This window comes from Lampropedia hyalina DSM 16112 (assembly GCF_900129055.1).
Taxonomy (GTDB): domain Bacteria; phylum Pseudomonadota; class Gammaproteobacteria; order Burkholderiales; family Burkholderiaceae_C; genus Lampropedia; species Lampropedia hyalina.
In genome coordinates, this window is sequence record NZ_FQUZ01000006.1 from 58085 (window position 1) to 71657 (window position 13573).

Consider the following 13573-nt stretch of genomic DNA (forward strand, 5'->3'; position numbering starts at 1 on the left):
CGAGTTTCGTATTTGATTTAAATAACATCTACAACTGCGCATCTGACATAATATAAAAATTATTTATCATCAAAATTCATCCGCTCAAACGCCTTGTCCACCACTTCGGTATGTCGCACCCGTTCGCTCTTTTTTCCCGTGGTGGTGCTCAAGATGTCCAGTTGTTCCTGAATCGCGGTGGCGATTTGCAGTAATACACGGTGCAGTCCGAGTTGCTGGCGGCGGCTGTCGGCCAGGTGTTGCTGTACCGGGTGCAGGGCGGTGGCGACCAGTTGGCCGAGTTCGCGGGCGGCTTGCAGGTGCTGGTCGTTGGAGCTGTCGGCTGCTGCTGTGGCGGGCTGCTGGGTGCTCTCGTGCAGTTGTTGCAGGATAGCGGCCACGGTGCGGGCCAGGGTATGGCTGGCTTGTTGCTGGCCGGAGCCAAGCTGTTGCAGGCTTTGCAGCAGGGCATCCCACGGGGTGGCCGTTGGGATGGGCTGGCTTTGTTGCCATGCGGCATGGGCACGCGTGGCTTCCACCAAGTCCAGCAATTGCGCAACGATCTTGCCGCCGGTATCCGTATCCGCTCCACCGATGGCCTGAGTGCGCTGGAAGTTGCGTTTGATCTCCTGCCAGCGTGCTTGCTGGTCTTCGCTCACATGGCCGCGCAGTTCGGCGAGTTTGAGCAGGTTTTCTTCCGCGCCGGTGGTGAGCAGTTGCGATTCGCCCTGGTAGTGGTCTGTGAGCAGTTGCTGCATTTCTGCCGGGTTCATGACGCTGGTGATTTTCTCGGCCAGTTTGTTCATGTTGCGGTAGCTGCCTTGCAGTTTGAAGGGTGGCTCGGTGCGGTAGGCATCGGCCTGTGCGGCACTGGCGATGTATTGCTGGTTCACGCGGTACACAACTTCGCGTACCTGCAACATGCGCTCCAGCACGGCTTCGATTTCGCGCAGTTCTGCCGCGCTGTAGTCGTGGCTGAGTTCGTTGCTGGAGAAGTCCCTGCCTTGCACCTTGCCCACCAGCAGGTACAAGTCCTTGAGGTCGCGCGTGGCCAGCGGGGCAAGTACCGGGTTGCTGGTGAGGCTGTTTTCAACGTAGCTGAGTTTGAAGGTGTCTTCCATGCCACCGAGCACATCGCCGAGGTTGTAGATGTCCGCGCGGTTGGCCAGCATGTCGGGGATTTTGAAGACTTCGCCCGATTCGGTGTAGGGGTTGCCGGCCATGACGACGCAGAACTTCTTGCCGCGCATGTCGTAGGTTTTGGTGCGGCCGCGCCATACGCCTTCGATACGGCGGGTGCCGTCTGAGAGCGAGATGAATTTCTGCAAGAACTCCGGGTGGGTGTGCTGGATGTCATCGACGTAGAGCATGACGTTGTTGCCCATTTCCAGCGCGAGGTTGAGCTTTTCCAATTCTTGGCGGGCAGTGGCATCCGGGGCTTGTGCAGGGTCGATGCTGCGCACTTCGTGACCCAGCGCAGGGCCGTTGATTTTCATGAAGATGAGGCCGAGCCGGTTAGCAACGTATTCCATCAGCGTGGTTTTGCCATAGCCGGGCGGCGAGATCATCATCAGCAAGCCCATCAGGTCGGTACGCTTGTTCTCGCCCACCGTGCCCATTTGCTTGGCGAGGTTGTCGCCAATCACGCCCAGATAAACGTCGTTGATGAGTTTGTTGCGCACGAAGCTGGTGAGCGGGCGCGGCTTGAATTCTTCCAGCCGCATGGCTTCGCGCTGTTCGGTGAGGATGCTCTGGCGCAGTTGCTGGTAGCGGCGCAGGCCGGGCAGGAACTGGTGCTGGTGCCAGTGGGCGCGGCGGGCGAAGTCGTCTACGCCCAGTTCCAGCGTGCCTTCATGAATGCGCGGGTGTTGTCCCAGCAGGCCAGTGATGGTGGTGCGCAGTTCCACCTGCAAGATGTCGTGCGGCAGTTCCGGCTGGAGCAGCAGCAGGGCTGCGGCTTCAGTGGCGTAGGCGGCATGGGCGGCGTGTTCCGGGCGGACAGCAAGTGCCTGAGCCCAGTGCAGCGCGAGTTCCAGCCGGGCGTTAAGGGGCTGGCTGGCATCGTGCAGGTTTTTTTCCAGTTCGTCCCAAAGGGCATCGGCCTGCAAGGTGTTTCGCAAGGCATCGCGCAGTGCTGCGGCATGACGCGAGAAGTGCAGGCGCGGTGCGGGCTGGGCAAGCTCTTGCACCAGATAAGTCGCGGCCTGTGCAGGCAATGCAGCATCGGCCAGCGGGTGAAGCTGGTTGTGTTGCGCGAAGGTTTGCAGGGCGTGCGCCACTTCTGCCACCAGTGCCTGATGCGCATCGGTGCTGCCCAGCAGGTTGCGCATGTGCGCAGCGTTGCGGGCGCGTTGCGGCCAGTGGCGGGCTTGCGCGCTGATCTTGAATGCGGTATCGCTGCCCGCCTGCACTTCGTTCCATAGCAGCACGGCCAAGGCGCGTGCCTGGGCATCGTGGGCCAGCACGCCTGCCTGCTTTTGCAGCGGCAGCAGCGCGCGCAGAATAAAGGCGGCATCGTGGTCGTGAATGCCGCGTTCGTAGCCTTCGCGGTAGCGTGGCGCGGCAAATTCGCGCACGGCACGCACCAGTTCGTCGGGTTTGGGCAATAGCGCGGCGAGCGCATCGGCGGTGAGGCTTGGCTCATCATTCTGCGCCGCCGGAGCTTGCAGAATTTGCAGCGCGAGGTATTCGGCGCGGCTGAACTGGGCGGATTCGGATTCGAGTGCCACGTCCCAATACTCGCGCAGTTCGGCCAGTTCCGGGCGTTGTAATGGTTCGAAATAATCGGTGCCGACCAGATGCAGATTGAGGTTGCCTGCGCGGGGCATCAGCGTCAAATCCAGCACCTGGGTATTGACGGAGAAGCGATGCCGCCCCAGCCGGATGACGTTGCCACCGCCCTCAAACAAGTCGCTGCGGTCACGCAGTGCGCGCACGGCCTGGTCGCGCACGGCCTTGAGACGGGCTTCCACATCGTCGGCCTTGACGCTGTCTTGCAGTTCACGCAGACGGTCGGCGAGTTCGCGCAGTTTCAGAATCAGCGCGTCGCCCGCAAAGAAGGCATTGAGCGTGTCTGTGTCCTGCACACGCTCGGTGCGGCGCGGCAGGCCGTCGAGGATGCGCACGGCGGCATCGAACACGCCTTGCGCCTTGCGCTGGCGTTCGTCCAGCAAGGCTTGCTTATGAGTCTCGAAACTCTCCAGCAGTTCTTCGCGCTTGCCGATGATGTCGGTGAGGAATTGCTCGTGCTCGCCAAACTGGCTTTCCAGTTCTTCCAGTTGCACCAGCAGGCGTGAGAGTTGCTCGTCGCATTTTTCCGGGTCGGTGGCAAGGGCCAGGCCGCTGGCAATGCTCTGGCCGAACAGCGCGAATTGCGCCCCGAACTGCGCCACCTGCTCGGCTGCGCCCATACCCCGGCGTTTTTGCTCGGCACGGGCACGGCTCTGGTTCAGCGCGGCATAAATCTCGGAAATGCCCTCGACGATGCGGGTGCGCTGCGTGGGGTCGTCCACCTTCAGCACGGCCATCAGCTCCGAGAGCGTATCCAGCTCAGTAGCAACGGCCTGCATCTGCGCCAGTGGCTCATTGATCTGCGGCGTGGTGGTGGCTTTCTGCACCGCGTCGTCCAGTGCCTTCAAGCCTTCGGTATAGGGTTTAAGGGCATCGTCGCCCGCCAGAAAGGTGGCGGTGCGGGCGGCCACCTCGGTGTGCGCGGCTTCCAGCTCGGCCTGCATGGCATCGACGGCGGCGGTGTCGATGTAGCGCAAATCGCGCACGGTCATCAGGCGGCCGCGTTGCTGGCCCAGTTGCGCCAGTGCCTGAACGTAGTCGCGCGTTTGCTTCCAGTCGGCGCGGCGCATTTCGGCCAGCAGGCTGCGCTGGCGGGTTTGCACCTCAGTCATCTGGCGCGTGGTTTCGGCGCGGATGCTTTCGACTTTTTCGTATTCGTCCAGCACGGCTTCGCCGGTGGCAACAATTTCGTGCAGCAGCTTGGGCAGCTTCTGGAAGTGGCCACCCTCTTCCATCCAGTGGTAACGCTCGAACAGGCGGCGCGTGCTGTCGATCAGGCGTTCGTAGCGGTTGGCAGAGATCTCATCGGCATTGATCTCGCGCACCAGGCTGACGAGTTCGGAGATACCACGCACCAACTCGGCATTGCCGATGCGCCCCAGCGGCGTGTTGCGGGCGGGCTGGCGTGCGGCGAATTCTTCCGTGGCAAACGGCGTGCGCCAAATTTGCATGGCGTGGATGCGCGTCGGTTCGCCCGATTCGCTGCTGAAGATGACCATGCGGCCATCTTCCAGCCGCGCATAGCCCTGGCCGATTTGCGGTGCCTGCAACTCCCGCGCTATCAGGTTGTAGGTGAACAGGGCCATGCGGCCGCTTTCCGGCGCGTAGAAAACGTAGAGCACATCTTCGCCATTGGGCGAACGGTAGCTGCGCTTGTAACGCATGCCGCTCATGTCTTGCGTGAACGTGCGGTATTCACCGTTTTGCAGGTAATAACCACCGGGGAAGATGATGCCGTGGTCTTCGGGCAACTGGATGCAAGCCAGCCCGATGGCATCAATCCGCACCACTTTCTGCGTGAGCGTGTTATAGACGAGGTAACGCCAGTCCTGCTCGCGGTAGGGCAGGATTTTGAGCAGGATCAGGCTGCCCACGCGGGCGTATTCCACCTTGGCATCGTCCAGTGATTGCGAAGCATCCTGCACGGCTTCGCGCCAGATGCCAAGGCCATCGTTGGTGTTGTCCTGAATCTTGACGGTGAGGTCGCCGCCGATGGTATCGACAAACACCGTATCCAGAATGTTCAGGTGCGGGTAGCGACCTTGCACGGCATTCTCGCGGCCCACCGCCGTCCATTCAAAATCGAACGGCGCGGGCAGGGCAATGTCGCGCTCGCCACGATTGTCGATGTATTGCACGGTTTTGCCATCGGGCGAAATCGACCAGCGAAACACGCGGTTGTCGCCCAGCTTCTCGCCAATCTGGAAGGCCGCCAGCAGCTTGCCATCTTTCACGGTCAGTTGCAGCAGCCGTGCGCCCTTGTAATAGGTGTACAACTCGCGAAAATCCTGCACAAAGCTCTGCTGTCCCAGGAAGGTCTGGCGCACATCCACCGGCACCACGTCGTAGCCCGCCTCGCTGCCTTCTGCATCCGCGCCCTCTTGCAGGCGGTACATGGAAAACACATCTTCAATGCGCGTTTCCTGCTTCAGCCCCAGAAAAACGTTGTAGCCAAACAGCAGCGTATCGCCCACCTGCACAATGTCGCGCCCAACACAGTTGTTGTCGGTGCGCACCCGCAAACGCCCCAGCAGGGCCATCTGGCTGCTGCCGAATTCGGCCAGCCGCAGTTCATTGACCTGCTGCGCCAGCCCATGCAACCGCCCACCCTGCTCGGCCAGGCGTTTTTGCAGCACTTCGTAGGCTCCACCGCTGGCGACGGCCTGGTCGATGAGGGAGGTATTGCTCGATTCAGCACTGTTTTTCTGGGATGACATGGCTTGGGTTCCTTTTACTGGTCGTGCAACAGCAAGTTTTGGCTGTATTGCAGGAATTCATCCAGATGCTGCTCAATGATGCGCACCACAATGGGCAGGTGCAGCTTCTGGTAATCGTGTACGGCAATGTTGCGAAAGCCCACCATGCGCTGGAGTGCCGCAGCCAGATCGGAGGAAATCCAGCCTGCCTGGGCCAGCAGAGCGAATACGTCGCGTGCACTTTGTGGCACACCCAACCGCTCGCGGCGAATCACATGCTGCCCCATGTCCAATGCCGCTTCACAGGCACGCTGAATGTTGAGAATAGCGGCATCCTGACGGGTGAAATCGGCGGCAAAACCGGCTGGGTCGGTGGCGTATTCTTCGCGGGCACGGGCCACACAACGCTCAATCGTTGCTGCTTTATTGAGTAAAACGTCATCGACCATAAACGGTCCCTCTTTCCTGAATATCAGACAGCAGTCTTGCACGGGCAGCATCCAATGCAGTTTTTTCACTCAAAATCGCAGCCTCAAACAATGCAGCCTGATGATCGGCCTGCCACCAACACTGACCTGTAGTAATGATCTGATACTGCATGACTGTGGAAGCTGCCCGCAAATCCAGCAGATCGACATGGCACCCGACAATGTCCGCCAGATCACCAGCCACATCAAACAGCACCATCACATCGGCATAACCTGCCACCAGAACGGCCAGATCAAGATCGCTGTCCGGCCCCGCCGTACCTTGAATCCGACTGCCAAAAGCGTAGATGGCCAATAGCTTGGGAATTCGGTCTTTCAGCACCTGCACCAAGATGTCTTTTTTCAAGGCTTGCTCCCTGTATATCCACCCCCGCAGCCACCCAGATAAATCAGTGATTTCGGCGATTGGGGATTATCGAGTTTGAATGATTGGGGGTGGCGTTGCAGGATTTTCAGAATGGTCTGGTTGGGAAGCACCAGCTTCTTCTCCCGAAAACGGCTTGCCACCGCAGGGTAGGAGCAGGGCTGACCAAGAAGAAGCTCCGGGGCGGCCAGCAGAATATCGGCCACACAAACCCGCTGTGCCGCCACCTGCACCAATACCTGTCGCAAGGCATTCCAATGTGAAGGCAGAGGAACCGTTGCTTCGCGCCTGTGGCTGATGTGCCAGCTCTGGATGACTGGTGGGGGTATTGGGGTGGATGCCGCAGTGGGTTTCAGCGAGGCTGGTTCAGCGACTTGAGGGGATGCTGCTGGCTTGGCCTTTTTCTGGAGATAGCGTACCTGATGGGTGCGCCCGGGTTTCATCTCCACTTCGAAATACGCACTGTGCACCTCAAACCACGCAAGGCTTTTGGTGTTTCCCAGCAGACCGGACTGCCGCAATGCGGCAATGACCTGATTCAATGGCTGCCATGAGCCATCACTTAAAACTGGGTATGCAGCCAATGCCTCTTGCACACCTGCCTCCATAACGGGTGCCGTCTTTGGACTGGCGGCACACCCCATGCGATAGCGCACCTGATTGGGCTTGATGGCAGGTGTCAATTCAAAGTGTGGAGCCAGCCTGGCGAACCACGCGCTGCTTTTGGCGTTCTGGGGCAAGATGCCATTCGCTCGCAAGGCTTGCACGATCTGGCTCAAATGCTGCCAGGAACCATTGCGCAGAGCTAGGCAGACTTTCAGCACCTGCTGCACGGTAGCATGGACGTTGATGGGTGCAACAGAAGCGGGGACTGCCGCTGGGATGGAATGGCCCGTCTCCTTGACAGGGGTCTTCACTGGATTAACCGGTTGGGCCGCTGGCGGTATTTTCAATGGTGCCTGAACCACCACCGGGGTGACCAACGAAGCCACAGCCGCAGGTGGCGGAACCGGAGCTGGTTTGGCAGCAGCGGGCGCAGCTTGCCGCACAGGCAAGACAGGTGCTGGCGCTGGCGGCTTCGGAACGACGGGTTCATCCACGACTTGAATCGTCAGTACATCGTCGTAAAACACCTCGGCACTGGTAAAAAGGTTGTGGCTCATCCCCACCGCAATGACCTTGCAACCCATTTCCCGCAGGCGCAATGCCAGTGGTGCAAAGTCGGCATCACCGGAACAGATCACGACCACCTTGATTTGTGGATTGCTGCACACCATTTCCATCGCACCAATCGCCAATGCCACATCCGTGGTAGTCTTGCCCACCACCAGATTGCTGACTGGCCGGATGCCATATTTGCCCATGACCACTTCGATGCCCTTGAGGCTGCTGGCATTGCCGTAGGCATATTTCAGCGCGACCGGCTCGCCCAGACTGCGCACTTCCTGCATGGCATAGTCCAGCGCAGTGCTGTCGTTGAAGTTGTCGGCATCGATGAATATAGCGAGTCTGCTCATGTGTATTGCGTTGCGGTTACCGCCCCGCCTGCAAATGCCGTTTCAGGAACCCGATCAGCGGCTGGGTCAGGCTGCCGGGCAGGGGCAGATCGGGGTTGGTGTAGGTGGTTTGTTGCTGTGCGAGGTCCAGCGGTGCGGTCTTGAGGACGTGGTTCATGCCGGGGACGATCAGCAACTGTGCGGCTGGCTGGGCGGCGGCGAGTTTGCGCGCTTCCTGCACGCTGACCTGGATGTCGGTGTCGCCGTGGACGATGAGCGTGGGCAGGCGCAGTTGCGCCAGTTCCTGTGCCGGGTCGTAGCGGAACCACGAGATCAGGTAGGGCTGCACCGACGGGCGGAACATGCCGTGCAGTGATGGGGGAATCGGCTCGGTGGTCTGGCCGTTTTCCAGCGATTGCAGGATGCCTTCGCTGCGTTCGCGCACGCGCTCGGACACGGCCTGCTGCTGCAATTGCCAGCGGATGACATCGGCCGCCTTGCTGCCCACTCCCGCCAGCGAGATATAGGCACTGGCCTTGCCGGGGCATTGGCGTGCCGCCAGCAAGCCAATCAACGCGCCTTCGCTGTGCCCGACGATGGCCACGCGGCCCAGTCGCCGATCCTGCGCCAGCCAGTCCAGCCAGCGGCACACATCGTCGGCATAGGTTTCGATGCGAAGCTGTGCTTCGTCCGGCCCACCAGCGGCCTGGCTGGCAGCCACGCCGCGCTTGTCGTAGCGCAGCGAGGCAATGCCCGCGTCTTCCAGTGCCTGTGCAAGCCATTTCAGGCTGTCATTGCGACCGGACATCAGGGCACTGTTGCCGTCGCGGTCGGTGGGGCCGGAGCCTGCAATCAGCAACACGGTGGGCACAGGGGTGGATGCGCCCAACGGCACATTCAGGCTACCGTGCAAGCGACCGCCATCGACGGCCATCTGCACCGGCGCGTCGGCGGCCTGCGCACTCCAGTGCAAACAGAGTGCCGCTGCCAATGCCATGGCTCGGCCTGAAGGCAGACGGAAGGGGAATGCCATGCGGTGCTCCTGTGCCGGTGCGGGATTGGGGTCAGGGTGTGTCCTGGGAGCCGGAGCCGCCCAGTGCCTTGAGTACGTCGCGGGCCTGATTGCCACCGATGAACTTCTGCAACAGATCGTTCACGATCGGGCTTTTGCCTGCCGCGCCTTCCAGGAACTTGCCCACTGACAGGCCGCTGGCGAATTTGTCGAAGAACGCGCCTTCGCCGCCAACGATGTCGATGTTGGCCTTGCTGAGGGCGGACGACAGCACCTCGGCCTGTTCGCGGGCAATGTCCTTGCTGGCTTCGATGCCGGCCAGGGCCTGCTCGAAGTTTTTCTCCAGTTGCAGGCGGAATTCCTCGTGGTTGCGGGCGGTGTCGCCCAGCCGGTCGAGGGTGGCGAATTTCTCGGCCAGACCTTGTGCCTCGGCCAGCAACTTTTCGCGCAGCACGGCGGCTTCGGCATTACCGACTTCAGTCGTCACCCTGGCGCGTGCCAGCCCCTGTTCCTGTTCGCCCCGTGCCACGGCAATGAGTTTTTCTGCTTCGACCTTGGCTTCGGCCAGACCTTGTTTCTCGATGGCATCGGCGGTGGCGTCGATCACGCGGGCTTCGGCCAGGCCCTTTTCTTCCAGGCCCTTGGCTTCGGCAATGAGTTTCTCCGCCGTGACCTTGGCTTGCGCCAAACCTTCTTTTTCCACAGCGGCGGCGGTGATTTCGCGCACGCGGGCATCGGCCAGACCGGGGGCGGCGCGTTCGGCCTGAATGCCTTCGGCAAGGCGTTTCTTGGCTTCGGCCTGCTGGGTGGCGGCTTCGAGTTCGGCCTGCGCAACCACGGTGATTTCCACGGCCTTGTGGCGCGAGGCGGCTTCGTCGGCTTCGGCTTTCTTGATCTGCTTGACCATTGCCTCCTCGGCCTCGGCCTGGGCCGCCAGCACGGTGACTTGCTTGAGGCGGTCGGCCTCGGAGACCTGGCGCACTTCCTTGATGCGTTCTTCCTCCTGCGCCACGGTTTTTTCCACGGCCACCCGTTCACGGATGACGTTGGCGATGTTGGCCTTTTCGACTTCCAGGGCTTTTTCTTTCTCGATGCGCTGCAATTCCACCTCACGCTCGCGCGAGACGATTTCCAGGTCTTTGGCGCGGGTGACTTTTTCCACCTCGATGACGACGGCACGCTGGCGGTTCTGCTGGGCCACTTCCACTTCGCGCAGGCGGTTTTCCTCGCGGATGTCGATCTGCTCCTGGGTCTGGATGCGAGCTTGCTCAGCCTTCAGGCGTTCTTCTTCCTGCACGCGCTTGGTTTCGGCCTGCTCGCGGGCCTGAATGGTGGCAATTTCGCGTTTCTGGCGTGCTTCTGCGTCGGACTGCTGGCGTTCCAGTGCCAGCAAGGCCTCTTTGGTTTCGACGTTTTTCTTGGTGATGGCCATTTCCTCGTTGCGTTCGAGTTCATTGGTCACCACGTTCTGCGCTGCCGTCAGTTCGGTGATCTTGCGGATGCCTTCGGCATCAAGGATGTTGTTGGAATCCAGCGCAGCCTTGGGCGTTTGCTCCAGGTAGTCAATTGCCACGTCTTCCAGCGCGTAGCCGTTGAGGTCTTCGCCAATGACCTGCACGATGCGGTCACGGAATTCCTGGCGGTTCTCGAACAGCTTGACAAAGTCGATCTGCTTGCCGACGGTCTTGAGGGCTTCCGAGAACTTGGCGTTGAACAGCTCGTTCACCGCAGCTTTGTCAGAGGCACGCTCCACGCCGATGGACTTGGCCACCTTCAGCACGTCTTCCGGTGTTTCATTGACGCGCAGATAGAAGGCCACGGTGATGTCGGCACGCATGTTGTCCTTGCAGATCAGGCCCTCCTTGCCGCGCCGGTCTACTTCCAGCGTGATGAGGGAGATCTTCATGAACTCCTTCTTGTGGATCACCGGCCAGACCAGCCCGCCGGTGAATTTCACCTTGGGCTGTGACGACAGGTCGTTGATGATGAGCGCGGTGCCCTGCGGCACCTTGATGTAGAACGCCTTGAGCGCGGCCAGAAAGCCCACGACCACGACCACCACGACGAGGGCTGCCACCCCCAGCAGAATCAACCATTCCATTTTTGCTTCTCCAAGCGATGTTTACTGTCCTGAAAACTCGTCTTCGCTGACGACCCGCCACGCCTGAATATCGCGCAGCGGCTCGATCAGCACCACGCGCGTGCCGCGTGGCAACTCCCCCCGCACGGTGCGTATCTGCAACACCAGACCCGCACCACCATCTTCCACCGAAGCGTAGCCCGACTGGGGCGTGACGCTGGCACTGCGCACCACGCCCACCCGCCCCAGCACCACCTTGGCCTCCTCGCGCGGCACACGGCGCAGCACCGCGCGCACCGGCCGCAAGGCCACGATGGTGAGCAGCAGCCCGGCCACTGCCGCTGCCACGAATACCCCGGCCCCCAGCACCAGGTTGAGACCAGGAACCGCCATCCACGCCAGCAGCAGCCGCACCCCGGCAAAGCTGGCCATCCAGGCAAACAGGGTGATGAGCGAGCCGATGATGGTCAGCGGCACGCCCCCCAGCCCCAGCCGGTTGAGCAGCGAAGCCAGCGCGCCAATGTCCATGCCATCGTCATGGGGCATCAGCAGGTTGTCGAGCGCGTCCATTTCCAGCAGGCCGGTGATGGTCACCAGCCAGTACAGCAGCACCAGTGCCAGCAGCACCGTGTAGATGGCCGTTGGAAAGCCCCCGACGATCTGTAGAAAAATGCCCATTGATGCCTCCTGAGGTTACACACCCGCGCCTGCATTCTGCCTGTGAATGCCGCGCGGGTTCAGAACCCGTTCAGTCCTTTTTGACCACCACCGTGCCGGCCAGCTTGTCGTGCCAGCCCTGCTTGCGCCCATCAAACGCCACCCAGATCAGGCCCAGAAGCAGCGGTATCGCGGCCACGAAATAGGCCAGATAACGGCCAATGGCCTGCCCCACGCCCAGGGTTGCGCCACTGCGGGCATCCACCACGCGCAGGCCAAACAGCATCTTGCCGGGCGTGGCCTGACGGTAGAGCCAGAACAGCACCACCGCCACGGCGGGCAGAACCCAGGTCAGCAGCACATCGACCGGCCCGGCTGCCAAATCGTCACTGCTCCAGTATTCCGCGCCATAGAACAGGTACGCCAACGGCGTGGTCAGGCAGGCGATCAGCAGCGAGTCGATGATGGAAGCCGCCACGCGAATCCAGAAACCGGCATATTGCGGGCCTGCCATCTGCTGCAAGTCGCGCAGGTCTCGGTCATTGAATGGGCTATTCATGATGCTATCTCTCCTTGCTCACCATCAGGAACGGTCGGAAGCTGCGCCAGGTTCAGCAGGGGCCGCAGGTGCTGCCGGATGGGCACTGCCCGCCGCCGAACGCGCTTTCAGCCGCGCCAGCACCGCAGCGGCACTCTGCGCGCTGGGGGTGATGCCGGCCTGGCGCAGGCGGGCATCGAGTGGGTCTTCCGATCCTTCGCGGGCGAGTTCGGCCGCCGCCTGCAAGCGTGCGCCGCGCTCGGCCTGTTTCTGCTTGATGCGCTCGAGCGAATCCAGCGCGGTCTGCACACGCGATTCGGAGCCGCTGTAACGCTCGGCCACGGCGGCCTGGGCACGCTGCACGTTCTCGGTGGCCTTGACGGTATCGGCCTGCTGCTTGAGCCGACGAATGTGGGCCTCGGCCTGGGCAATCGCCTGGCGCAGTGCGCTGGCACTGTCGGCAAACTGGGTGGCCTGCCCCTGCTCTTCCTGCAAGCGTGCCTCCAGCGTGGCCACCTTGCCCGCCACTTCGAGGGCGAGGGCCTCGTCGCTGCCTTCCAGTGCGCGGATGGCATAGCCCTCGTACTCGGCCAGTTGCGTGGTGGTTTTCTCGGTCTTGGCGCGGGCGAGTTTTTCCTTGGCAATGATCTCGGCCAGTGCCTCCTTGCTCTTGCGCAGGTCGGCATCCGCATCGCGGATTTCCTGGTCGAGAATGCGCAGGGCCTGCCCGTCGATCAGGGCTTCGCCCGCTTCGTGTGCGCCGCCACGCAGCGCGGTAATGAGTTTGTTCCAGACGTTCATCGCATGTTCTCCATCAACGTTGTTTCGGTGGGCAGTCAGGCCGTGAGCAGCAGAGGCTCGAAGGCTTCGGTCAGTTTGATGACGTTGTCCGAGAGCGTCTCGATCTCGAACACCACATTGGCCAGACTGGATGCGGCACTGAGCGCGCCAAACACCATGTAGGCGGCTTCGCCATTCGCAAAACTCTCCAGTGCCACGGTGGAGAGCGGGAAGACCTTTTGCATGCGCAGAATCTGTTCGTTGAAGCTGATGGTGTCGCGCACCTGGCTGGTGGGCCACAGATAGGCTTCCACCACAATCTGCCGCCCGGCCACGGCGAGGAACAGCGGCAGATCGCCGTATTCCTTCATGGTGATGAGCAGGCTGGCCTCTGCGCCGTCAAGCAGTTCCAGCACTGCCGCATCGCTTTTGACCAGATCGCTTTGCTGCAATGCCTCTTGCAGGGAGTCAATCGTCCAGGGTGCTGTTTGGTTCATCATGCCGTCCTTTGTCAAAGGTTGCGCGCCACGCGGCTGGCGCATTTGCTGTTCCACCGCGAGCAGATCCTGCCCGTATTCAGGCAATATCCACAATTCTTTCTTTACCAGCCCCCGGTCGCGCAAACGCTGGCGGTGCAGACGCTGGTAATAAGCCGAAGTTTTTCGTTCCATGTGGGGATATTTTATAAATTAC

Annotated in this window: 10 protein-coding genes; all 10 read right to left on the bottom strand. The window is 61.2% G+C overall.

The features are described 5' to 3' along the window. Positions 1–59 precede the first annotated feature (59 nt). The 10 genes from BUE21_RS03710 to bacA all read right to left on the bottom strand — a co-directional run bounded on the left by BUE21_RS03710 (position 60) and on the right by bacA (position 13551). A complete protein-coding gene (locus BUE21_RS03710) occupies positions 60–5486 on the bottom strand; it encodes a DNA repair ATPase (protein WP_073354790.1) in 5427 nt (1808 codons plus the stop codon). 14 nt (positions 5487–5500) lie between these two features. Further along, a complete protein-coding gene (hepT, locus tag BUE21_RS03715) occupies positions 5501–5914 on the bottom strand; it encodes a type VII toxin-antitoxin system HepT family RNase toxin (RefSeq protein WP_073354792.1) in 414 nt (137 codons plus the stop codon). After that, entirely contained in the window at positions 5904–6299 is a 396-nt protein-coding gene (gene mntA, locus BUE21_RS03720; protein WP_073354793.1) for a type VII toxin-antitoxin system MntA family adenylyltransferase antitoxin, read from the bottom strand. The genes hepT and mntA overlap by 11 nt, the downstream gene beginning before the upstream one ends. After that, the gene (locus BUE21_RS03725) at positions 6296–7834 is read right to left on the bottom strand and encodes an NYN domain-containing protein (protein WP_073354795.1); all 1539 of its coding nucleotides are present in this window, start codon (positions 7832–7834) and stop codon (positions 6296–6298) included. The genes mntA and BUE21_RS03725 overlap by 4 nt, the downstream gene beginning before the upstream one ends. Before the next feature lie 16 nt (positions 7835–7850). Next, a complete protein-coding gene (locus BUE21_RS03730; protein WP_084522794.1) occupies positions 7851–8846 on the bottom strand; it encodes an alpha/beta hydrolase in 996 nt (331 codons plus the stop codon). Between the two features lie 31 nt (positions 8847–8877). Continuing rightward, positions 8878–10926, bottom strand: a complete 2049-nt coding sequence (locus BUE21_RS03735) for a hypothetical protein (RefSeq protein ID WP_073354799.1) — start codon at positions 10924–10926, stop codon at positions 8878–8880. Between the two features lie 21 nt (positions 10927–10947). After that, positions 10948–11583 carry a hypothetical protein gene (locus BUE21_RS03740; protein WP_073354801.1) on the bottom strand — a complete coding sequence of 212 codons (636 nt, stop codon included), beginning with the start codon at positions 11581–11583 and terminating at the stop codon, positions 10948–10950. 70 nt (positions 11584–11653) lie between these two features. Further along, positions 11654–12121, bottom strand: a complete 468-nt coding sequence (locus BUE21_RS03745; protein ID WP_234971037.1) for an RDD family protein — start codon at positions 12119–12121, stop codon at positions 11654–11656. Positions 12122–12145: 24 nt separating this feature from the next. Beyond that, positions 12146–12901 (bottom strand): PspA/IM30 family protein, encoded by a 756-nt coding sequence (locus BUE21_RS03750; RefSeq protein ID WP_073354802.1) that lies wholly within the window; start codon positions 12899–12901, stop codon positions 12146–12148. Positions 12902–12936: 35 nt separating this feature from the next. Beyond that, positions 12937–13551: a biofilm formation regulator BacA gene (gene bacA / locus BUE21_RS03755; RefSeq protein ID WP_073354803.1), complete on the bottom strand. Its 615-nt coding sequence runs from the start codon at positions 13549–13551 to the stop codon at positions 12937–12939. Between the last annotated feature and the right edge of the window lie 22 nt (positions 13552–13573).